The organism is Citrobacter sp. 50677481 (assembly GCF_001463265.1).
Taxonomy (GTDB): domain Bacteria; phylum Pseudomonadota; class Gammaproteobacteria; order Enterobacterales; family Enterobacteriaceae; genus Citrobacter_A; species Citrobacter_A sedlakii.
In genome coordinates this window covers 99450-123031 of the sequence record NZ_LNHZ01000064.1, presented here as the reverse complement: position 1 = coordinate 123031, position 23582 = coordinate 99450, and the positions used below count along the sequence as shown (strand labels likewise).

Annotated in this window: 18 protein-coding genes, 1 pseudogene and 1 riboswitch; of the genes and pseudogenes, 6 read left to right on the top strand and 13 right to left on the bottom strand. The window is 55.3% G+C overall.

From position 1 onward, the window contains the following. Positions 1-66: 66 nt before the first annotated feature. Positions 67-918, bottom strand: coding sequence for a glutamate racemase (gene murI, locus APU02_RS19850; protein ID WP_042292674.1), 852 nt, complete (start codon positions 916-918; stop codon positions 67-69). Next, positions 863-2702, bottom strand: a pseudogene (gene btuB, locus APU02_RS19845) (TonB-dependent vitamin B12 receptor BtuB). The gene murI and the pseudogene btuB overlap by 56 nt, the downstream one beginning before the upstream one ends. A gap of 65 nt (positions 2703-2767) precedes the next feature. Next, positions 2768-2962, bottom strand: a riboswitch (cobalamin riboswitch). 114 nt (positions 2963-3076) lie between these two features. Here btuB and trmA point away from each other — a divergent pair. Further along, positions 3077-4177: a tRNA (uridine(54)-C5)-methyltransferase TrmA gene (trmA, locus tag APU02_RS19840; protein ID WP_042292668.1), complete on the top strand. Its 1101-nt coding sequence runs from the start codon at positions 3077-3079 to the stop codon at positions 4175-4177. A 43-nt stretch (positions 4178-4220) separates the two neighbouring features. Here the strand turns inward: trmA and APU02_RS19835 are convergent, their stop codons facing one another. After that, on the bottom strand, positions 4221-4583 hold the full coding sequence (locus tag APU02_RS19835; RefSeq protein ID WP_060571021.1) for a YijD family membrane protein: 363 nt from the start codon (positions 4581-4583) through the stop codon (positions 4221-4223). Then, the gene (fabR, locus tag APU02_RS19830) at positions 4583-5233 is read right to left on the bottom strand and encodes an HTH-type transcriptional repressor FabR (protein WP_060571020.1); all 651 of its coding nucleotides are present in this window, start codon (positions 5231-5233) and stop codon (positions 4583-4585) included. Before fabR ends, APU02_RS19835 begins: the two co-directional genes overlap by 1 nt. 198 nt (positions 5234-5431) lie before the next feature. Between fabR and sthA the strand changes: the two genes are divergently transcribed. Continuing rightward, positions 5432-6832 (top strand): Si-specific NAD(P)(+) transhydrogenase, encoded by a 1401-nt coding sequence (gene sthA / locus APU02_RS19825; protein WP_042292659.1) that lies wholly within the window; start codon positions 5432-5434, stop codon positions 6830-6832. Here sthA and oxyR read toward each other — a convergent pair. The 4 genes from oxyR to argC all read right to left on the bottom strand — a co-directional run bounded on the left by oxyR (position 6815) and on the right by argC (position 11250). Continuing rightward, on the bottom strand, positions 6815-7732 hold the full coding sequence (gene oxyR / locus APU02_RS19820) for a DNA-binding transcriptional regulator OxyR (RefSeq protein ID WP_042292657.1): 918 nt from the start codon (positions 7730-7732) through the stop codon (positions 6815-6817). The genes sthA and oxyR overlap by 18 nt on opposite strands. 278 nt (positions 7733-8010) lie before the next feature. Continuing rightward, positions 8011-9384 carry an argininosuccinate lyase gene (gene argH / locus APU02_RS19815; RefSeq protein ID WP_060571019.1) on the bottom strand — a complete coding sequence of 458 codons (1374 nt, stop codon included), beginning with the start codon at positions 9382-9384 and terminating at the stop codon, positions 8011-8013. Between the two features lie 77 nt (positions 9385-9461). Further along, entirely contained in the window at positions 9462-10238 is a 777-nt protein-coding gene (gene argB, locus APU02_RS19810) for an acetylglutamate kinase (RefSeq protein WP_120714924.1), read from the bottom strand. A gap of 7 nt (positions 10239-10245) precedes the next feature. Continuing rightward, positions 10246-11250 (bottom strand): N-acetyl-gamma-glutamyl-phosphate reductase, encoded by a 1005-nt coding sequence (argC, locus tag APU02_RS19805; RefSeq protein WP_060571018.1) that lies wholly within the window; start codon positions 11248-11250, stop codon positions 10246-10248. A gap of 88 nt (positions 11251-11338) precedes the next feature. Between argC and argE the strand changes: the two genes are divergently transcribed. The 4 genes from argE (at position 11339) to APU02_RS19785 (ending at position 18418) form a co-directional block, all read left to right on the top strand. Next, entirely contained in the window at positions 11339-12490 is a 1152-nt protein-coding gene (gene argE, locus APU02_RS19800) for an acetylornithine deacetylase (protein WP_060571017.1), read from the top strand. A 335-nt stretch (positions 12491-12825) separates the two neighbouring features. Next, positions 12826-15477, top strand: a complete 2652-nt coding sequence (gene ppc / locus APU02_RS19795) for a phosphoenolpyruvate carboxylase (RefSeq protein ID WP_060571016.1) — start codon at positions 12826-12828, stop codon at positions 15475-15477. A 210-nt stretch (positions 15478-15687) separates the two neighbouring features. Continuing rightward, positions 15688-17421, top strand: coding sequence for a phosphoethanolamine transferase CptA (locus APU02_RS19790; RefSeq protein WP_060571015.1), 1734 nt, complete (start codon positions 15688-15690; stop codon positions 17419-17421). Between the two features lie 145 nt (positions 17422-17566). After that, the gene (locus APU02_RS19785; protein ID WP_060571014.1) at positions 17567-18418 is read left to right on the top strand and encodes an AraC family transcriptional regulator; all 852 of its coding nucleotides are present in this window, start codon (positions 17567-17569) and stop codon (positions 18416-18418) included. On the opposite strand, the gene APU02_RS19780 is transcribed toward APU02_RS19785, so the two are convergent. Genes APU02_RS19780 through APU02_RS19760 form a run of 5 tightly spaced genes read right to left on the bottom strand, consistent with a single transcriptional unit; the run spans position 18405 to position 23367 of the window. After that, entirely contained in the window at positions 18405-18761 is a 357-nt protein-coding gene (locus APU02_RS19780; RefSeq protein ID WP_042292636.1) for a PTS fructose-like transporter subunit IIB, read from the bottom strand. The genes APU02_RS19785 and APU02_RS19780 overlap by 14 nt on opposite strands. Before the next feature lies 1 nt (position 18762). Beyond that, positions 18763-19641, bottom strand: a complete 879-nt coding sequence (locus APU02_RS19775) for a [formate-C-acetyltransferase]-activating enzyme (protein ID WP_060571013.1) — start codon at positions 19639-19641, stop codon at positions 18763-18765. Then, positions 19607-21904 (bottom strand): formate C-acetyltransferase, encoded by a 2298-nt coding sequence (locus tag APU02_RS19770; protein ID WP_060571012.1) that lies wholly within the window; start codon positions 21902-21904, stop codon positions 19607-19609. The genes APU02_RS19775 and APU02_RS19770 overlap by 35 nt, the downstream gene beginning before the upstream one ends. Positions 21905-21952: 48 nt before the next feature. After that, on the bottom strand, positions 21953-22273 hold the full coding sequence (locus tag APU02_RS19765) for a PTS fructose-like transporter subunit IIB (RefSeq protein WP_012907781.1): 321 nt from the start codon (positions 22271-22273) through the stop codon (positions 21953-21955). A 14-nt stretch (positions 22274-22287) separates the two neighbouring features. After that, positions 22288-23367, bottom strand: a complete 1080-nt coding sequence (locus APU02_RS19760) for a PTS fructose transporter subunit EIIC (protein ID WP_060571011.1) — start codon at positions 23365-23367, stop codon at positions 22288-22290. Positions 23368-23582 lie beyond the last annotated feature (215 nt).

Sequence of the window (23582 nt, the reverse complement as noted above, 5' to 3'; positions counted from 1 at the left end):
ATTTCGGGCTGACAAGAGGAAATTTAAAATAATTTTTCGACTGCCTGATATTTACCCAAATTGGCGTTAAACCGACAGTTTTTCAAGCGACTCAAAGCCATAACGCTGTAAAACGGGTAAAAGTTGTTCAGTCTCTGCTGTCAGCGCCATGCAATAAGCAACATTCGCGTCCGTCGATTTCGCATCCGGCGCTTCATGCTCCAGTAGCCAGGCAGTGCGCCGTGCAATCGCCGCACCGGAGTCCACCAGCCGCGTCCCTTCCGGCAAAACGCGCAGGAGTTCTTCTTTTAGTAATGGGAAGTGCGTACAGCCGAGCACTACCGTGTCGGGAGGCTCTGGCATACGCAGCCAGGGACGCAGGATCCGCTGCAGTTCCTCCAGCGGAACAGGCTCACCGTGCAGTTTCGCTTCAGCCAGTTCCACCAGCTCAGCAGAACCCAGCATCGCGATCTGGCATTCATTAGCAAAACGCGCGATCAGCTCATGGGTATAGGGCCGTTTTACGGTACCGCGCGTCGCCAGCAGCCCCACAATGCCATTGGCCGTTAAGCGCGCCGCCGGTTTAATGGCCGGAACGACCCCCACCACGGGAAAAGCAAATTTCTCACGCAGCGCGGGAAGCGAGACGGTACTGGCCGTATTGCAGGCAATCACCGCCAGAGAAAGGGGATAGCGCTGCTGAACGGCGGTCACTATCTCGACGACGCGCTCAACAATAAACTCTTCGCTTTTCTCTCCATAAGGAAAAGCGACGTTATCGAAAGCGTATATATAGTGGAGATCCGGCAGGAGGCGCCGAATCTCGTCATAGACCGACAACCCACCGACACCGGAATCAAAAACCAGCACGGTGGGGCGTGGATCAGAAGGTGTAGCTGCCAGACAAGGTGTATTCCCGTCCTGCAGTTTGGTAGCCATAAACTGTCTCGTAATCTTTATCGAACAGGTTGGCTATTTTACCACGAACTGTGAGGTGTGAGGTGACAGGATATGAAAGTCCGATATCCCACACGCTCAGCCCGCCCATTTTTATCTTACGGGAATTATCGTAATCATAATCATAGCGCTCGCCAATGTATTGGTACGTCACATCCCATCCCAGGTCATACACCTCGCCACTCAGCTCATACTTCACCTGCTGTTTTGCACGCCGGTAGAGCCGCTGATCGGTTTCATCATCGCGCGGGTCAACATATTGTAACGTTACGCGATGATCGACCGGCCCCGTCGTGATATTACCTGTCCACTCCAGGCCTTTAATGGTCGCGGACTTCACGTTGAAGTAGGTGTTATTGTTGTAATCGATCAGGTTCTGGATTTTGTAATGATAGGTCGACAAACGCCAGTCCAGCGGTCCGGTCACCCCCCTCTAATCCGGCTTCCCACTGTTTAGACTCTTCCGGTTTCAGATTCGGGTTGGACGCGATACCAAAGCGCTCAGCGCCAAACTGCTGACCAAGCGAAGGCGCGAGGAAACCCGTACCGTAGGAAAGCGTCACTTTATAATTGTCGATAAACTGCCAGCCGGCTGCCGTTTGCCAGGTGCCGTGCCAGCCAAACTGATCGTCATGATCTTCACGACCCGACGCTTCCAGGGTCACGCTGTCGATCTGCTGCTGCCCGGTCAGATAAAGCCCGGTGTTATCGCGCTTGTAGTTGTCGGTTCCGGAAGCGCCAAAGGACATCAGTTTTTCCTGCTTCCAGTCAACCCCCGCGCTGACCGCGCCATGACCGACGATCACGTTATTTCCCCACTGGATATAGCGCTGTTCCATATCATCCAGGGTGTATCCCGTAGCGTAGCGCCCGGTCTGACTGCTGTAGTTGTAGTCCTTAATGCGCTGGTAGTTGGCCACCAGTTGTGACGAGTAGATCCCGGAATTGAAACGCAGCCCGGTATCCCATGACTGGGTGTAATTCTGATGCTCATCGTTTCCGCCGTCGTATCCCCAGTTGCCCTGGTCATAATCGGCATTGCTGGCATAGCCGTAGCCGCGGAAGTAGCCATCAAAATTATCGTTAAATTTATGTTCGACGCCGCCCCAGAACAGTTTGTTACGGTAACCGTCGCGATCGCCGTCGCCGCTATAGCTGGAGCGCGGCTGCACGTCGAAGCCTTTGGTGGATTGGTAAGCACCCGCTGCCGTCAACACCGTATCACCGAAACGCTGACGCCATGTGCCGTCATACTGTTGGTAACTGTTCGAACCGACGCCCGCGTTAATTTGCGCGCGCTCATCACCCGCCATGGTGATGATATTTACCACACCGCCAATCGCCCCTGAGCCATATATCGCCGAGCGCGGTCCCCGAATATATTCAATGCGCTGAACCAGCGAGACCGGAATTTGATCGATATCGGAGTTATTGGTAATTCCCGGACGCGCCACCGGAATACCGTCCACCAATACCAGCACATGTTTCGCTTCAGTGCCGCGTACAAACAGGGAGGAACTCTGTCCCATACCGCCGTTCTGCGCGACGTCCACGCCCGGCAGACGGCGCATAACATCCAGAACGGTGCGGGACTGCCAGCGGTCGATATCTTCACGAGTGACGATATCCGTAGGGGCCAGGACAGTGTTGACGGGTTGTTGAAAACGATTTGCCGTGACGACGAGCGTATCAGGCGTGGCATCCTGTGCCCAACCAGAAAAGGCCGTGACGGAGAGCGCCGTCAGCAGCGATATGTTTTTAATCATTATAAAGCATCCATAAATAGAAGAAGGATGCCGCAGGTCCCACCGATAGTACGCGATGATGAAGACCAGTTGCGACGTCAGCCGGCAGGTCTTCGGGCTTGGAAGGTAATCCTTTATCCGGATAACAGAAATGAAGACTTCCCACCCACAGGCAGTGTCTGCTTACGCTCTCATTTCACCTTTCCTTACCGCTGCGCGTCAGCTCCAGATTCACACTGGATTCCCTTTTAACTCACAGGACCGGCACACGGATGCTACAGTCTGTAACAACATACTGTCCAGACCGATTGTTAAATATGAGAAGTCATCAATGTCTGGACATCTGTTGAGCAATCCCTACAATCCCCGCGTACTTTTATTTTTCAGGATGCATCATGACCCCCGAACACCTTCCGACAGAACAGTATGACGCGCAGCTCGCCGAAAAAGTGGTGCGCTTGCAGAGTATGATGGCGCCTTTTTCTGGCCTGGTTCCGGAAGTGTTCCGCTCCCCGGTCAGTCACTATCGTATGCGTGCTGAATTCCGCATCTGGCACGATGGCGATGATTTGTATCACATCATCTTCGATCAACAGACCAAAAGCCGGATTCGCGTGGACAGCTTTCCGGCGGCAAGCGAACTGATCAACCAGTTGATGACCGCGATGATCGACGGCGTGCGCACGAATCCTACCCTGCGCCATAAGCTGTTCCAGATTGACTATCTCACCACCATGAGCAATCAGGCAGTGGTGTCGCTGCTGTACCATAAAAAGCTGGACGATGCGTGGCGACAGGAAGCGGAAGCGCTGCGTGACGCCCTGCGCGCGCAAAATCTGAACGTGCATCTGATTGGCCGGGCGACCAAAACCAAAATCGCGCTGGATCAGGATTATATTGACGAGCGCCTGCCAGTGGCGGGCAAAGAGATGATCTACCGTCAGGTCGAAAACAGTTTCACCCAGCCAAACGCAGCGATGAATATTCAGATGCTGGAATGGGCGCTGGATGTCACGACAGGTTCGAAAGGCGATTTGCTGGAACTGTACTGCGGCAACGGTAACTTTTCCTTAGCGCTGGCGCGTAACTTTGAGCGCGTACTGGCGACCGAGATCGCCAAACCGTCCGTCGCCGCGGCGCAATTCAACATTGCGGCGAACCAGATTGAGAACGTGCAGATTATCCGCATGGCGGCAGAGGAATTTACCCAGGCGATGAACGGCGTTCGCGAGTTTACTCGTTTGAAGGGTATCGACCTGAAGAGCTATCAGTGCGAAACCATCTTTGTCGATCCACCGCGCAGCGGGCTGGACAGCGAAACCGAAAAAATGGTGCAGGCGTATCCGCGTATTTTATACATCTCCTGTAACCCGGAGACGCTGTGCAAAAATCTGGAAACGTTAAGCCAGACGCACAAAGTTGAACGTCTGGCGTTGTTCGACCAGTTCCCCTATACGCACCATATGGAGTGCGGCGTGTTACTCACCGCCAGGTAAAACAGACGCCGGATAAAGCAATAATGCCCCCATCCGGCCTGTCTTACTCTTCCGCGATGTCCTGCTTGCGGTTACGCATTTTCACGCCAATCCAGAATACCAGAATCACCGACAGCACCGCCGGGAAGAAATTGGAGCCGATATCCGGATACTCCGCGCGCACGACGGTACTGTACAGCAGCACGCCAAGAATAAAACAGGCCGCAGCCAGACCCGGCAACCCCACAGGCATGGTGCGATTTTGATAGCGCTGGTGCAGGCAATACACCGTCAGCACCAGAGAAATAATCGGGAAAACAGAAAACGGCACGATGGCGCTAAACAGCGCCGCGAACGTGCCATTGATCGACAAACCGGCGATCAGCGCCAGCAGCAGCGTACCTTTATCCTGAACTGACTGTTTCATTACTCTTCCTTCACGTTACCCGGAATGAGGGTCATCTTCTCTTGTTCACGGCGATACCAGTAATACGCTCCTTTCGCAATCATGCGCAGTTGCAATACCAGCCGCTCTTCTAATTGTCGGCGTTGTTCAGCGCCCACATCCAGCGCCTCGGCGCCCGCACTGAAGACGATCGTCACCATGGCTTCGGCTTGCGCTTCAGTAAACGCGCGAGGCATATGGTTTTCGAGTTCCAGATAGTCCGCAAGTTCCGCGATAAAATGCTGAATTTCTCGCGCAACGGCGGCACGAAATGCGGCGGAAGTGCCGGAGCGTTCACGCAATAATAAACGGAAGGCGTTAGGGTTGTTACCGATGAACTCCATAAATGTGGAGACCGAGGTGCGGATCACACTCCCGCCCTTGGCGATGCGCTGACGCGCCTGCCGCATGAGCTGTCGCAGCATCAGCCCGCTTTCATCGACCATGGTCAGCCCAAGTTCATCCACATCACGGAAATGGCGATAAAACGATGTGGGCGCGATACCTGCTTCACGCGCAACCTCGCGCAAGCTGAGGCTGGCGAAGCTACGCTCCGCGCTCAATTGACTGAATGCGGCCTCTACCAGCGAACGCCGGGTTTTTTCTTTTTGTTGCGCTCTAACGCCCATCACGATGTCTGAATCCTTCCATATGCCTTGTCTGGCACTATACCAGAGTTCAAAGTTAATCTGTTTGTTCAGCTTTGTGAATGATTGTTTACGCGCGGTTTGTGCTCCGGCTTCGCAAAAGAGCACAACGATAATTGGGTTATCAACGCAATGATGTTACTATTCTGTTGCTTTTATGTATAAGAACAGGTAAGCCACACCATGCCACATTCCTACGATTACGATGCCATAGTAATAGGTTCAGGCCCCGGCGGCGAAGGCGCTGCAATGGGACTGGTTAAGCAAGGAGCCCGCGTCGCGGTTATCGAACGTTATCATAACGTTGGCGGCGGTTGCACCCACTGGGGCACCATCCCGTCGAAAGCCCTCCGCCACGCCGTCAGCCGTATCATTGAATTCAATCAGAACCCCTTATATAGCGATCACTCCCGCCTGCTTCGTTCCTCTTTCGCCGACATTCTCAACCATGCCGATAACGTGATTAATCAGCAAACGCGTATGCGGCAGGGTTTTTACGAGCGTAACCACTGCGAAATATTGCAGGGCAACGCGCATTTTGTGGATGAACACACCCTGGCGCTGGAGTGTCATGACGGCACGGTTGAAACCCTGACCGCAGAGAAATTCATTATCGCCTGCGGTTCTCGTCCGTATCATCCAACAGACGTCGACTTCTCCCATCCGCGCATTTATGACAGCGACTCCATTCTCAATCTGCACCATGAACCTCGCCATGTGATTATTTATGGCGCGGGGGTGATTGGCTGCGAATATGCGTCGATCTTCCGCGGTATGGACGTCAAAGTTGATCTGATCAACACCCGGGATCGCCTGCTGGCTTTTCTCGATCAGGAGATGTCAGACTCCCTCTCTTACCATTTCTGGAACAGCGGCGTTGTGATTCGTCACAATGAAGAATACGAGAAGATCGAAGGCTGCGATGACGGGGTGATTATGCACCTCAAGTCCGGCAAGAAGCTGAAAGCTGACTGCCTGTTGTACGCCAATGGCCGTACCGGCAACACTGACTCTCTGGCGCTACAGAATATTGGCCTCGAAACGGACAGCCGGGGACAACTTAAGGTCAACAGCATGTACCAGACCGCGCTGCCGCACGTCTATGCGGTAGGCGATGTGATTGGTTATCCAAGTCTGGCCTCCGCGGCTTACGATCAGGGACGCATCGCCGCCCAGGCGCTGGTGAAGGGAGAAGCGACCGCGCATCTGATCGAAGATATCCCCACCGGCATTTACACCATTCCCGAAATCAGCTCCGTAGGGAAAACCGAGCAGCAGTTGACGTCGATGAAGGTGCCTTACGAGGTGGGTCGCGCCCAGTTTAAACATCTGGCGCGCGCGCAAATCGTCGGCATGAACGTCGGCACGCTGAAGATTCTGTTTCATCGGGAAACAAAAGAAATTCTGGGGATCCACTGCTTTGGCGAGCGCGCAGCCGAGATTATTCACATCGGCCAGGCGATTATGGAGCAAAAAGGCGGCGGTAACACGATTGAATACTTCGTTAACACCACCTTTAACTACCCGACAATGGCGGAAGCCTATCGGGTAGCGGCGTTAAACGGCTTAAACCGCCTTTTTTAACGCGTTGTCAAAATGGCCATCCATCGCGCCGCGGATGGCCTCTGCCAGTTGCTCATAGCGACTGCGCAGCGGGGAGCCCGGGCGGTATACCAGTCCCACCGTACGACGCGGCTCCGGCTTAATACACGGCAAATAGACAACGCCGTCGCGCTTGCGCTCTTGCGGTACCGCCAGTGCAGGCAATAAGGTAATTCCGCTGCCTGCCGCCACCATATTACGCAACGTTTCCAGGCTGGTCGCGCGGAAATGGGTATCTTCGTCGGCGCCCGCTTCAAAGCAGAAGCCCATCGCCTGATCGCGCAGACAGTGGCCATCTTCCAGCATCAGCAGTTTCTCACCCGCCAGATCTGACATCGGTACGCAGTCACGGTTCGCCCACGGGTGATCTTCGTAAATGGCCAGCAGCATCGGCTCGTCGAACAGCGGCACTTCAATAAACGCTTCACTCTCTTTCACCAGCGCCAGGATCACGCAGTCCAGCTTGCCGCTGTCCAGTTGCGCCAGCAGTTGATGGGTTTGCGCTTCATGCAGATACATTTCCAGCTTCGGGAACGTCTGGTGCAGCATCGGAATAATATGCGGCAACAGGTAAGGACCCACGGTTGGGATCAAACCAATGTGCAGGGGGCCAGACATGGTTTCACCCTGCTGGCTTGCCATCTCCTTGAGCACTTTGACCTCACGCAGCACGGTGCGCGCCTGGTCCACCAGTAGCAAACCTGCCTGCGTAAACAGCACCTTACGACTCGTCCGCTCCAGCAGCATCACGCCCAGCTCATCTTCCAGCTTGCGGATCTGCCCGCTCAGCGTTGGCTGACTGACATGACAGGAATCAGCCGCCCGCCGGAAGTGGCGGTGTTCGGCTAATGCCACCAGATATTCAAGATCGCGAATATTCATTATTCATCCTCCATCGCCACGATAGTTCATGGCGATAGGTAGCATAGCAACGAACGATTATCCCTATCAAGCTTTCTGATTAATAATACATCACAGAAACGGAGCGGTATCGTTTAACCCTTGAAGCCACTGCCCGTTCTGAGAGTTTCTCTCAACCCGAATAACTAAAGCCAACGTGAACTTTTGCGGACCCCGTGGTCCGCATTTTTTTTGCGTAAAAAAGCCCGGCGCAAGGCCAGGCTTAAACGTGTTGCCGGATAAATCCGGCACATGATCCCCTACGCCAGACGCGCCTTCGCGTAGCTAATGGCCTGCGCCACCTGCTGCGGAGAAACGCCGCCCTTCGCCGCACGTTTATCCAGGCATGACTGTAACGACAGGACAGGATAGACATCGTCGCCAATCGCGCTGCTGAATTTCTGCAGCTCCGCCAACGGCAGATCCTCCAGCGGTTTCCCCTGACGAATCGCCTCAACCACTGTTTCACCCACGATATGGTGCGCTTCACGGAACGGAACGCCTTTCGCCACCAGGTAATCCGCCAGCTCAGTGGCGTTAGCATACCCCTGCTGCGCCGCGTCCTGGCAGCGCGGACGTTTCACCTGAATGCCATCCAGCACCAGCGCCGCCATATGCAGGCAGTCCAGCCAGGTGTCGAGCGCGTCAAACAGGCCCTCTTTGTCTTCCTGCATGTCTTTGTTATACGCCAGCGGCAGGCCTTTCAGCGTCATCATCATGCCCGTCAGCGCCCCCTGCACGCGGCCGCATTTACCGCGGATCAGCTCCAGCGCGTCCGGGTTTTTCTTCTGCGGCATCAGGGAAGAGCCGGACGTCACGCGATCGGACAACTCAACGAAGCCCGCCTCGCCGGTGTTAAAGAAAATCAGGTCCTCCGCGAACCGTGAAAGATGCACCATACCGATGGAGGCGTTGGACAGCAGCTCCAGCACGTGGTCACGGTCGGACACGCTGTCCAGGCTGTTACGCGTCGCCGAGGCAAAGCCCAGCCAGCCTGCCAACTGTTCACGATCGATCTCATAGGCTGTCCCGGCCAGCGCGCCGCAGCCCAGCGGGCTGACGTCCAGACGTTTCAGGGCATCCTGCAGACGGCTTTCGTCCCGCGCCAACATCTCGACATACGCCAGGCACCAGTGAGCAAACGTCACCGGCTGCGCGCGCTGCAGGTGGGTGTAACCCGGCATAACGGCATCCTGATTATGGTCTGCCGTCTCCACCAACGCGCGCTGCAGCTGGCGGTTGGCGGTGAGCAGTTCGCTCACGGTGTCTTTACACCACAATTTCAAATCCGTGGCGACCTGATCGTTACGGCTGCGTCCGGTGTGCAGCTTTTTACCTAACTGCCCCACTTTATCGATCAGTTTACCTTCTACCCAACTGTGGATATCTTCCGCGTCGCTTTCCAGGATCTGCTGCGGGTTCGCGCGAACGTCTTCCAGCAAAATGGTCAGCGCGTCTTCAAGCTGACGCTGCTCGTCAGCGGTTAACACGCCGACGGTGACCAGCGCTTTGGACCAGGCGACAGAACCCACAATATCCTGCTCCGCCAGGCGGTAGTCGAAGCGCAACGAGTCGTTGAACTGTTTAAACCGCTGATCTGCTGCCTGAGTAAAACGCCCACCCCAAAGTGCCATACCATGCTTCCTTAATATCTTTGAATGTCATTGCCCGGCGACGCTGCGCTTACCGGGCCTACAAAACCGTAAATCGATTACGCCAGAATACGCGTTCCAATCGGCGTACCGTTAAACAGCGCCGGGAGTTGCTCCGCATGACGCCAGGAGGCGATATCCACCGGGCGGCCGAGCGTACGGGCCGCATCCAGCGCGGCGTTCACTTTAACGATCATGCCGTCGGTGATAATGCCCTGATCTATCAGTTGTTCCGCTTTCGCGGCGGTCATTTCGGCAATACGCTGGCCTTTACCATCCAGAATACCGCTCACATCGGAGAGCAGGATCAGATCCGCGCCCAGCGTTGCCGCCAGCGCGGTCGCTGCCTGGTCAGCGTTAACGTTCATCAGTTGTCCGTCTTCCGTCACGCCAATCGAACTCACTACCGGCAGAAAACCGCCCGCCAACAGGGTGTTGATCAACGCCGGCGATCCCGGCTGCGCCAGTCCAACATGACCTAATTCTTCATCCAGTTGAGTGACGTTGACGCTGTCGCCATCACCCAGATAAAGCCCGACGGCAGCGATATGATGCTTCTTCGCCCACGCCAGCAGGGTTTTGTTCGCCGTGCCCGCCAGCGCGCCGGTAATGATGTCAATCTGGTCGGCAGGCGTCACGCGCAGGCCGTTTTTCTTTTTGACCGGCAGGTTCAGTCCCTTCATCAGTTCGTCGACCACACAGCCGCCGCCGTGAACAATCACCAGCGGGCGTTGATGTGATTCGCGATAGTTAACCAGCGCGGTAAACAGACGCTCCAGCGCCTCTTCGCTATCCAGTAATACACCGCCCAGCTTGATAATTAATGGATTCATCATTGCACCCTTAAATAAGAGACTGCGCTTCAGCGAAGCCGAAACGAATATTGGCACACTGCACTGCCTGTGCAGCCGCACCTTTCAACAAGTTATCTTCGGTGGCCACCAGGATCAAATGCTCGTCCTGTACGGCAAAACCGATATCACAGAATGGTAAACCAACCACATTCTTCAGCGCCGGGACGCCTTTGTCATACAGGCGCACCAGGGGCTTATCGCGATACGCCTGCTGCAAGGTCTGGGCAACGTGCGCCTGCGTCACGCCCGGCTTCAGGCGGCAGGTGATGGTTTCAAGGATCCCGCGTGGGAAGTTGCCCAGATGCGGCGTGAAGATCACGTCTGCCCCCAAATGGGTGGCGATTTCCGGCTGGTGACGATGGGTAAACACCCCGTACGGCTGTAAGCTCACTTCGCAGAAACTGTTAGATAGGGCCGCTTTACGCCCTGCGCCGCTCACGCCGCTGGTGGCATTGATCACCGGCCATTGGGTCAGATCCAGCAGTTCGCCATCGATCAACGGCTTCAACGACAGTTGCGCCGCCGTCGGGTAGCAGCCCGGCACGGCAATCAGGTTCGCTTCTTTTAACGCTTCCGCGTTCCATTCCGCCAGACCATAAACCGCGGTTGCCAGCAGCTCAGGGTATTGATGGGTAAAGCCATAATATTTTTCATAGAACCCGGCGTCATTCACCCGAAACGCGCCGGAAAGGTCGAAGACCACGCAACCGGCGGCAAGAAACTGCGGCGCCAGGTCATGGCTGACTTCGTGGGCGGTGGCTAAAAACACCACGTCCACACCGTCGGTAAACGCGCTGATGTCGGACATCGGCTGCAAAGGCAGATCGACAATGCCTTTAAGCCACGGATGCAAATCGGAAATTAACTTTCCTGCATCATTGCTTTGCGCTGAGACGGTCAAAGCGGTTATGGTCATATGAGGGTGGCGATTTACGTAGCTTACAAGCTCTGCGCCCGCATAACCGCTAGCGCCTACAATCAGCGTATTCAACATCGGGTTCCTTTATGCTCAACGTTAATGTATTTTTATTCACATTTATTGCATGAATATTGATACTATCACGACCTAAGGTGTGTCAACAATGAAAATGAACTTACCGCCATTTATCGAGATTTACCGCGCCCTGATTGCCACGCCGTCCATCAGCGCCACCGAAGAAGCGCTGGACCAGAGCAACGCGACTTTAATCAATCTGCTGGCGGGGTGGTTCAGCGATCTTGGCTTTAAGGTGGAGGTTCAACCGGTTCCGGGAACCCGAAACAAATTCAATCTGCTCGCCAGCTCCGGACAGGGCGCGGGCGGTCTGCTGCTAACGGGCCACACCGACACCGTGCCGTTTGACGACGGGCGCTGGACGCGCGACCCCTTCACGCTCACCGAGCATGACAACAAGCTCTACGGTCTGGGAACCGCGGACATGAAGGGCTTCTTCGCGTTTATTCTCGACGCCCTGCGTGACGTCGACGTGACGACGCTGAAAAAACCGCTGTACATTCTGGCGACCGCCGATGAAGAAACCAGCATGGCGGGCGCGCGCTATTTTTCTGAAAATACATCGATTCGCCCGGACTGCGCCATCATCGGCGAGCCAACGTCACTGCAACCGATTCGTGCCCATAAGGGCCATATCTCCACGGCGGTGCGGGTGCTCGGTCAGTCCGGTCACTCCAGCGATCCGGCGCGCGGCGTGAACGCCATTGAGCTGATGCATGACGCGATAGGCCGCATCATACAACTGCGCGACTCGCTAAAAGAACGCTACCACTATGACGCGTTCACCGTACCGTATCCGACACTGAACCTCGGCAGCCTGCACGGCGGCGACGCCTCGAACCGCATCTGCGCCTGCTGTGAGCTGCACATGGATATCCGTCCCTTGCCGGGCATGACGCTGAGCGATCTTGACGGCCTACTGAACGAAGCGCTGGCTCCGGTGAGTGAACGTTGGCCGGGTCGCCTGACGGTGGCGGAACTGCATCCGCCTATTCCGGGCTACGAATGTCCCCCGGATCACCAGTTGGTTGAAGTGGTGGAAAAACTGCTCGGCGAAAAAACCGACGTGGTGAACTACTGCACCGAAGCGCCATTTATTCAAACGCTGTGTCCGACGCTGGTCCTCGGTCCGGGTTCTATTAATCAGGCCCATCAGCCGGATGAATATCTGGAGACGCGTTTTATTAAACCGACCCGGGAATTAATCACTCAGGTCGTGCATCACTTTTGCTGGCATTAAATGTTCATCGCCGCGTTAACACTTTTGAGTTAATCGCGGCGTTTATTTTACATTTTCATAAGTAATGCTTATTTGATCCACGAGGAATTAACTTTCGTAAATTGGCCGCGATTTATCGGTTTGCTGAACCGATTTCGCAGCAATTGACGACAGGGGTTTTACGTGGCTTTATAAAAGACGACGAAGAACAATGTCCAACATATTTCGTGGTGTAGTAAGGCGGCAAACAAGCACATCCAGGGGACTGACATAAGCCGGTAACTTCAGGTGTCGAGCGCCGCTACGACGCGAAAAGCGCAGGACAATTACAACAGAGATGGGGTGTCTGGGTTAATATGAACGAACAATATTCCGCGTTGCGTAGTAATGTCAGTATGCTCGGCAAAGTGCTGGGAGAAACCATCAAGGATGCGCTGGGAGAGAACATTCTTGATCGCGTAGAAACAATCCGTAAGCTGTCTAAATCTTCACGCGCTGGCAATGAGGCAAACCGCCAGGAGTTGCTCACCACGTTACAGAATTTGTCGAACGATGAGCTGCTGCCCGTTGCCCGCGCGTTCAGCCAGTTCCTCAATCTGGCCAATACCGCCGAGCAATACCACAGCATTTCGCCGAAAGGCGAAGCCGCCAGCAACCCGGAAGTGATTGCCCGCACCCTGCGTAAACTCAAAAATCAGCCGGATCTTAACGAAGCGACCATCAAAAAAGCGGTGGAATCCCTGTCGCTTGAACTGGTGCTAACCGCCCACCCGACGGAAATTACCCGCCGCACGCTGATCCACAAAATGGTGGAAGTTAACGCCTGCTTAAAACAGCTCGACAACAAGGACATCGTCGATTACGAACGTCACCAGCTGATGCGCCGTCTACGCCAGCTGATCGCCCAGTCCTGGCATACCGATGAAATTCGTAAGCTGCGCCCCAGCCCGGTAGACGAAGCAAAATGGGGCTTCGCGGTGGTGGAGAACAGTCTCTGGCAGGGTGTTCCTAACTACCTGCGCGAGCTAAACGAACAGCTTGAAGAGAATCTGGGCTACCAGTTGCCGGTTGATTTCGTGCCCGTGCGATTCACCTCGTGGATGGGCGGCGACCGTGACGGTAACCCGAATGTTACCGCCGACATTACCCGCCATGTCCTGCTACTGAGCCGCTGGAAGGCCACCGACCTGTTCCTGAAAGATATTCAGGTTCTGGTCTCTGAATTGTCGATGGTTGACGCCACGCCGGAACTGTTAGCGATGGTGGGTGAAGAAGGCGCCTCGGAGCCTTATCGCTATCTGATGAAAAATCTGCGCGCCCGCCTGATGGCGACACAGGCCTGGCTGGAGGCTCGCCTGAAAGGCGAAAAGCTACCGAAACCAGCGGGATTGCTGACGCAAAACGAACAGCTTTGGGAACCGCTTTACGCCTGCTATCAGTCCTTACAGGCTTGCGGTATGGGGATTATCGCCAACGGCGAACTGCTCGATACCCTGCGCCGCGTGAAATGTTTCGGCGTACCGCTGGTGCGTATTGATATCCGTCAGGAAAGCACTCGCCACACCGAAGCGCTGGGTGAACTAACCCGCTATCTCGGCATCGGCGACTATGAAAGCTGGTCAGAAGCGGAAAAACAGGCGTTCCTGATCCGCGAACTGAATTCCAAGCGTCCATTGCTGCCGCATCACTGGGAGCCAAGCAACGACACCCGTGAAGTGCTCGACACCTGTAAAGTCATCGCTGAAGCGCCGAAAGGGTCTATTGCCGCCTACGTGATTTCCATGGCGAAAACGCCGTCTGACGTGCTGGCGGTACACCTGCTGCTGAAAGAAGCGGGCATTGGTTTCGCCATGCCGGTTGCCCCGCTGTTTGAAACCCTCGACGACCTGAACAACGCCGACGATGTCATGACCCAACTGCTGAACATCGACTGGTATCGCGGTTTGATCCAGGGCAAGCAGATGGTGATGATCGGCTATTCCGACTCGGCGAAAGACGCCGGAGTCATGGCGGCGTCCTGGGCACAGTATCAGGCACAGGATGCGCTCATCAAAACCTGCGAGAAAGCGGGTATCGAACTGACGCTGTTCCACGGTCGCGGCGGCTCGATTGGTCGCGGCGGCGCGCCAGCTCACGCCGCATTGCTGTCGCAGCCGCCAGGCAGCCTGAAAGGCGGTCTGCGCGTGACCGAACAGGGCGAAATGATCCGCTTTAAATACGGTTTGCCGGAAGTGACCGTCAGCAGCCTGTCGCTGTATACCAGCGCCATCCTGGAAGCGAATCTGCTGCCGCCGCCGGAACCGAAAGACGGCTGGCGTCATATCATGGACGAGCTGTCGGTGATCTCCTGCGATCTGTACCGGGGCTATGTGCGTGAAAACAAAGACTTCGTGCCTTACTTCCGCTCTGCAACGCCGGAACAGGAACTGGGCAAACTGCCGCTCGGTTCACGTCCGGCGAAACGCCGTCCGACCGGCGGCGTGGAATCACTGCGCGCCATTCCGTGGATCTTCGCCTGGACACAAAACCGTCTGATGCTGCCCGCCTGGCTGGGCGCCGGTACCGCGCTGCAAAAAGTGGTTGAAGATGGTAAGCAAAGCGAACTGGAAGCCATGTGCCGCGACTGGCCGTTCTTCTCCACCCGTCTCGGCATGCTGGAAATGGTGTTCGCAAAAGCGGATTTGTGGCTGGCGGAATATTACGATCAGCGTCTGGTGTCGAAAGAACTGTGGCCGCTGGGTAAAGAGCTGCGTGACCTGCTGCAAGAAGACATCAAGGTGGTGCTGGATATCGCGAACGATTCACATCTGATGGCCGATCTGCCGTGGATTGCCGAATCTATCCAGTTGCGTAATATCTACACCGACCCGCTAAACGTCCTGCAGGCAGAGTTACTGCACCGCTCGCGTCTGACGGAAGAACAGGGTAAAGAGCCGGATCCGCGCGTTGAGCAGGCGCTGATGGTGACCATCGCTGGGGTGGCGGCTGGTATGCGTAACACCGGCTAACGTTCCTTCTCTCGTCACCCTCGTGCGATGGCGCGAGGGTGACCTGAAATATAACTGTCATAAATACTTCGTTTTAAATATATTCCTGTCTGTTTTTTCCACCGTAAGAATTTTCAGGCGCTCCCTTCCCCCTTCGGGCGGGGAGCGCTTCAGAATTTCTTAAGGTTTTGTCGTTACGTTTTGCATCACGTTTAAAGACAGGCTATTCACATGCATTCCACAAAACTCCAGTCTCCCTCTGCGTTTAGCGGAAAAGCGCTGGGCTGGGCGCTTCTCTATTTTTGGTTTTTTTCAACTTTACTTCAGGCAACCATTTTTATCAGCGGCTACAGCGGCACCAACGGGCTGCGGGACTCTTTGCTGTTCAGTTCCCTGTGGCTGATTCCGGTGATCCTGTTTCCGAACCGCATCCGCGTCATTGCGGCGGTCATCGGCATTATCCTGTGGGCAACGTCACTGGCCGCGCTCAGTTATTACGTCATTTACGGCCAGGAGTTCTCGCAAAGCGTCCTGTTCGTCATGTTTGAAAGCAACGCCAATGAAGCCAGCGAGTATCTGGCACAGTATTTCAGTCTGAAACTTGTGCTTATCGCACTGGCCTATACGGCGGTCGCGATCTTCCTGTGGACGCGTCTGCGCCCGGTTTATATTCCTTCGCCGTGGCGCTATCTGGTGTCATTTGCCCTGCTTTACGGGCTGATCCTGCATCCGATGGCGGTGAATACGTTTATCAAGCACAAGCCGTTTGAGAAGACGCTGGACAGCCTGGCGTCACGCATGGAGCCCGCCGCGCCGTGGCAGTTTATCTCGGGCTATTATCAGTATCAGCGCCAGCTTTCTTCGCTGAATAACCTGCTCAGTGAAAACCACGCTCTGCCGCCGCTGGCGAATTTCAAAGACAGCAGCGGCGACGCGCCGCGCACGCTGGTACTGGTCATTGGCGAATCCACTCAACGTGGTCGCATGAGCCTGTACGGCTATCCGCGAGAAACCACACCGCAACTGGACGCGCTTCGTAAGACTGACCCGAATCTGACCGTCTTCAATAACGTGGTGACCTCGCGCCCCTACACGATTGAGATTCTTCAGCAGGCGCTGACCTTCGCTAATGAGAAGCATCCGGACCTGTATCTGACCAAACCGTCGCTGATGAACATGATGAAACAGGCGGGATATAAGACCTTCTGGATCACTAATCAGCAGACGATGACCGCGCGTAATACCATGCTGACGGTGTTCTCTAAACAGACTGATAAGCAGTTCTATATGAACCAGCAGCGCACGCAGAGCGCACGTGAATATGACACCAATGTGCTTGCGCCGTTTAAAGAAGTCATGGCCGACCCGGCGCCGAAAAAATTCATCATCGTCCATTTGCTGGGAACACACATTAAGTACAAATTCCGCTATCCCGAAAACGAGGGGAAATTTGATGGAAATACCGACCACGTCCCGCCAGGTCTGAGCGAAGAGGAGCTGGAGTCGTACAACGATTACGACAACGCCAACCTGTACAACGACAAGGTGGTGGCGAGTCTGATCCGCGATTATAAAGCGACCGACCCGAACGGCTTCCTGCTCTATTTTTCCGATCACGGTGAAGAAGTGTACGACACGCCGCCGCACAAAACGCAGGGACGCAACGAAGACAATCCGACGCGCCATATGTATACCGTACCGTTCCTGCTGTGGACGTCGGAAAAGTGGCAGGCGGCGCATCCGCGCGACTTCTCGCAGGACGTAGACAGGAAGTACAGCAGTTCTGAACTGATCTACACCTGGTCGGACTTAGCGGGTTTAAGCTACGACGGTTTCGATCCTACTCGCTCTGTCGTCAACCCGCAGTTTAAAGAGATCACGCGCTGGATTGGCAATCCGTACAAGAAAAAAGCGTTGATTGATTACGACACCCTGCCGTATGGCGATCGCCCCGGCAATCAGTAACCCACGGCAGTGCCGAATGGCGGCGGCCCCCTTACCCGGTCTACAAATGTAGGCCGGGCAAACGACGCGCATCCGGCAATAATCACTTGAGACCATCAGGTTTCAACGATACTGTTTCCCTGTCTGCGCTCTGCAAGGGATCAACATGTTTCAAGACGTCAGCCATCTTCTTTCCCGCCTGATTAATGGCCCCGCTCCGCTGCGCCAGATTTACTTTGCTGGTACCAGCGCGCCTTCACCGGAACTGGCCTATCAGGTGGATTTTCCTCGGCTGGAGATCGTACTGGAAGGCGAACTGGCCGACGCCAGCGTTGGCGATACGCTGACAGACTGCGACGCGCTCTACGTTCCGGCGGGCGGCTGGAACCTCCCACGCTGGCAGGCGCCGACAACGACGCTCAGTATTCTGTTTGGCAAACAGCAGCTAGGCTTCAGCGTTGTGCAATGGGACGGAACAACCTTTCAGAACCTGACGAAGCAGCACGTTGCGCGACGCGGCCCACGCATCGGCTCTTTCCTGCTACAAACGCTTAATGAAATGCAGATGCAGCCGCAGGAGCAGCAAACCGCGCGGTTAATTGTCGCCAGCCTGCTTAGCCACTGCCGCGATCTGCTCGGCAGCCAGATTCAGACCTCATCCCGGAGCCAGGCGCTGTTTGAAGCCATTCGCGATTATATCGACGAGCATTACGCTTCGCCGCTCACCCGTGAGTCAGTGGCCCAGGCGTTTTATATTTCGCCTAACTATCTTTCACACCTGTTTCAAAAAACAGGCGCTGTCGGCTTTAACGAATACCTTAATCACACACGGCTGGAACACGCGAAAACGTTACTGAAGGGCTACGATCTGAAAGTAAAAGAGGTGGCTCACACCTGTGGATTTGTGGACAGCAATTACTTTTGCCGCCTGTTTCGTAAAAATACGGAACGCTCGCCGTCTGAGTACCGTCGCCAGTACCACAGTCAATTGACGGAAAAGCAGGCTAGTTCAGAATAAAATGGGTTTGCTGCGGGGCGGAAAGCAGTTTACGTACCACGCTGATTACCCGCTGCGGTTCGCGCAAAAACGCACTGATCCCCGACTGCACGTAGCGGCTATGAATAAAACGCTCCGCGCCAGCCAGCTCGATGTCGGTAATCAACAGAACGGCGTCGGCCCGGCTGATATCCTCTTCCGTTAATCGGTTTTCTATCCCCAGCGCGCCCTGCGTTTCAATTTTAATGCTCCACTTTTCCTGCTGACAGAGCTTCTCCAGACGTTCTGCCGCCATGTAAGTATGCGCCACGCCGCTGACGCACGCGGTCACCGCAACCAGATAGCGTCCCGTTGAGCTGGACATATTAACCTCCTGTGGTCACCTCAAAACCAGCTCTCTCGGCCATGGCGCGGTAAATCGCCACGGTTTCTGCCGTCGGGGCCGGAATATCTTTCATCGCCCACGCCTGCCCGAGCAGGCGATATTTCGGTTCACCGTACAAATGAAACGGTAACAGGTGAACGTGTTTTATACCAAGCGATAACAGCAGGCTCAGCGCGTGCTGCATATTCCCGGGCGTGAGGGTATAACCCGGGATCAGCGGCAGACGCGGAATGACATGAACACCTTCCGCCACCAGCAGTCGCAGATTCGCCAGCACCCGCGGCTGGTTCATGTTTACGATATCGCGCGCCTGCTCCGGCGACATGATTTTTAAATCAAAGAGCACCTCATCGCAGGCTTTCGCCAGCGGCAGAAGACGACTGGCAGGCGCATCACCCGCGGTTTCAATCGCGCAGCGCACGCCCCAGCGCCGCAGGCGGTGCAGGAAGCGGGTTGCGAAGGGAGCCTGCATCAAGACCTCGCCGCCGGAGAGGGTCACACCGCCACCGGACGTGCGAAAGAAAATGTCGTCTTTCATGACTTCACCCTCCAGCTCATCCAGCGTGATATCACGCCCAATTCGCTCAAACGCCCCGGAAGGACACTCGTCAGCATCCCGCAGACACGGCGCGCAATGCAGGCATTTGCTTTCCCGCCGCACGGTTTCGATACGTGGCGAAATGGATTCAGGATTGGCGCACCACGGACAGGTATGTGGGCAGCCTTTAAAAAAGACTACCGTGCGTATCCCCTGTCCGTCATTCAGCGAGTAACGCTGAATATTGAAGATGCGCGCAACGTCTTCGCGACGCGGATCCAGCACCTCACAACTGATGCGCGGTGCGCCGAATGATGTCATCCTGGATCTCCTTCGACAGCTCAACAAAGAAGGCGCTGTAGCCCGCCACGCGAACCACCAGACCAGCAAAATCCTGAGGACGTTGTTGCGCTTCGCGCAGCGTTTCGGCATTCACGACGTTAAACTGGATATGCTGCAGCTTCAATTGGGTAAATGCACGCAGGAAATCGGCCAGCTTGCGCAGGCCCGCTTCGCCTTCGAGGGTCGCTGGCGTAAACTTCACGTTCAGCAGCGTGCCGTTAGAGAGCAGCGTGTTGTCGAGTTTACTGACTGATTTCAGCACCGCCGTCGGCCCTTGCATATCCTGCCCAAGCATGGGCGACAGCCCCCCGTCCGCCAACTGTTCTCCGGCGAAGCGACCGTCTGGCGTCGCTCCAACTACCGCGCCCAGCGGCACATGCGCGGAAACGGTATAAGAGCCAGGCGTAAACTGGCCGCCTCGCGGGTTCTGATATTTTTCGACTTCTTTGCAGTAATGACGCAACAGTTCAGCGCTAATGTTATCGACATCATCAATGTCGTTACCGTATTTTTCGAAGCGGTTGATCAGCCGGGCGCGGATTTTTTCCCCTTCCGGCGTCGCAAAATTGGCTTTCAGCACTGCGAGCAGTTCATCGAAACTCAGGCGCTGCTGCTCAAACACCAGCCCGTTCAGGGCATGCAAAGAGTCGCTCAGGTTGGCGATGCCAATTCCCTGAACGCCCGAGAAATTATAGCGCGCACCGCCGTCGGTAATATCGCGGCCCTTCTCCAGGCAGTCGCTAATAAACGATGAAAGCAGCGGCACCGGCGCCCAGTCACGATGGCCGATATCGCAAATATTGCTGCCTTCCACCATCAGAGTGATGTAGTGGCTGATTTTAGCGCGAATATGCGCCAGCAGGCTTTCATAGCTGAGTTCGTTATTGCCTTCGTTTTCAAACAGGCTGATTTCCATAACTTTCAGCAGGTTAAACATGGCGATGTCATGCAGACCATAGGTTCGTCCCGGTATCGACAGCTCCACGCAGCCTACCACGGCATAATCTCGCGCATCTTCCAGCGACACGCCGCGATTCAGAAAAGCCGGTACCACCACTTCATCATTGAAAATTTGTGGAATACCGGTGCCGAGACGAATGGTCTCCGCCGTTTTCATCAGGAATGGCGTATCGATTAACGCATTGGTGCGCACGCCGAGGTTTGGCTGCGGCAATTGAACGCTCTGGTAGGCATCAAGACACAGGAAAGAGAGGATGTTTACCGCGCTGCGTCCGTTTTCGGTTAATCCGCCAAGCAACGCAGTGTAACCCGTTGGGAAACCGGCGAAATAGCGGGCGCTGCTGGTCGAGCGCAATAACACGATGTCGTTGCACTTTACCCACAGGGACTCGAGCAACTCTTTCAGAAACGCAGGATCGTTTCCCTGCGTCAGCGATGCCTGATAAAACGGCAGCATATACTGGTCGAAACGCCCAAGCGACAGCGAACTGGCGTTAGACTCATATTGCAAAATGATGTTCATGTACCAGAACAACTGACACGCCTGCCAGAAGGTCTGTGGTTTATGCGCGGCGTTATGCCGCGAATTTGCCGCGATGGTGAGTAATTCCTGACGACGCGTCTCGTCTGCGCAACCTTCTGCCATCTCCTCCGCCAGCGCGGCATAGCGCAGAATATGACGCTGCGACGCCTCCAGCAGCAACAGCGCGGCCTGATAAAAGTGATTATCCGGCGCCCGCTGACAGTGCGCGCGCATTTGCGCCACCAGTTCACCCAGCCCGTTATTCAGCAAGCGCGGATAATCAATGATAATGTGCCCCTGCCCTTTATCCGTCTGGTTGACGCTAAAAATCTGCGTGCTGACGGCGGCTTTGACCTCATCAGTCATCTGACCGTTGATGAAGTCCTTCATCGAACGCTTCTCCCAGTACGGGTACAGCGTTTCGCGATAAAGGCGTTTGTCCTCATCGCTGATATCAAAACGGTCCTGCGGTCGCGTCGGAAACTGATCGAGTTCCTTGAGCAACCAGTACGGATCCATTTCCGGAGACATAATGCCTGCGCGCGGTTTAACGGTACGGTTTCCGGCAATCAATTCTTCATCACGAATCGAAATGGCAACATGTTCAAGAATATACGCTGTCGCTTTAGCACGGCGCAGAATAACCGGCTCGCCTTCGGTTTGCTGGTGGCTGGCGGTGTAAAGCAGCGCACGTTCCAGCGAGATTTCCCGGTTGTTCTGGAACAGCGCGCTTTTCAGGCGTTGGATACGGTCTGTCATAAGGAACTCCCTGAAGCCTGACCATCAGGCTCTTAAATCCAAAAACGGTTACGCGGTTTGCGCCAGATGCGCGTCAATCTTATTCATGATGGCGTCGGCACGTTTAACCGCATCGCTGATGTTGACGCGCACGATGGTCTTCCCGGCAAAACGCTCTTCAAACTTAATGCCGATATCTTTGGTCAGAATCACCATATCCGCGCTCGCCACGTCGTCTGGCGTCAGTTCATTTTCCAGGCCAATCGAACCCTGGGTCTCCACTTTCACTTCCCAACCCTTGGCTTTCGCCGCGCTTTCCAGCGCTTCGGCTGCCATATAGGTATGCGCAACGCCAGAAGGGCATGCGGTCACGGCAATAATTTTCGTCATGGTTTATTCCTCACTTAATTCATTTCAAAATCTAAATCGAGATCGTCTTCTTTTTCATCGGTCTGAGAGACATTCTTCCGCGCCAGGCTTTTCAGTACGTTCACGCAGAGCGCAGTAACGAGCGCGCCAACCACAACCGCAGCGATATACCCCAGTTTTCCTTCTACCACCGGCAACACGATTAACCCGCCCCAACCGGCGTAGCACTGCGCGCCGAACAGCGCGGCGGTAACCGCGCCACAGGCAGAACCGAGCATGATGGAAGGGATCACGCGCAGCGGGTCAGCGGCGGCAAACGGTATCGCCCCTTCGGTGACGCCCACACAGCCCATCACCAGCGCCGCTTTTCCGGCTTCGCGTTCTTCAGAAGAGAAGTTTTTACGCCCCAGCAGCGTCGCCAGCCCTAAGCCCAGCGGCGGTACGCAGATTGCGACGGCGGCAATCGCCACGACGGTATAGACCCCCTGCGCTACGCAGATGAGCATGAAGGCATAGGCCACCTTGTTCACCGGACCGCCCATATCAAAGGCCAGCATCAGCCCCATAATGACCGCTAGCATGACGATGCTGCCTTGCTGCATCCCTTGTAACCATTGCGTCAGGCTGCTGGTCAGCGCGCCCACCGGCTCACCCAGCCCCCACATCATGATACCCGCGGTGATAAAGGTGCCGATGATAGGGATAACGAAGATCGGCATGACCGAACGCAGCACCTTATGCACCGGGATTTTTTTCAGGTAATGCACCACGATACCGCCGATAATCCCGGCAATCAGCGCACCAAAAAACCCGGCGCCAAAGCTGTTGCCCACCCAGGCGCCAATCGCGCAGGGCGCCAGCGCGGAACGTTCAGCTATGGAATAACCTATATACGCGGCGAGGAAAGGCACTATCAGCGTCAGCCCGGCGACGCCGATGTCGAACAGTTTCTTCAGATTCGGGTCAGTTGCGGCATCCGGCACCGCACCTTTGCCATACAGCATGACGGAGACCGCCAGCAAGATGCCGCCCGCGACAACAAAGGGGATCATATGCGACACCCCCGTCATCAGATGCTGACGGGTATTTTTCAGGATCTGCACCAACTCTTTCATACGTCGCTCCCGGGCCAGTGAAAGCCCATATCCATAACGTTGTTGTGGCAAACAATAGGCAATCCGCAGCGACGCAGACAGTGGATAAAAAGGCCATTTACTGGATTTTTGTAATATCAGTACAAAAATGCGATCCGCCTCATAACTTCTACTCTCCGACAGATGACAGCTAACGCGTCGAGTTGTGAGGCGACTCGCACTTTTCACCTTACATT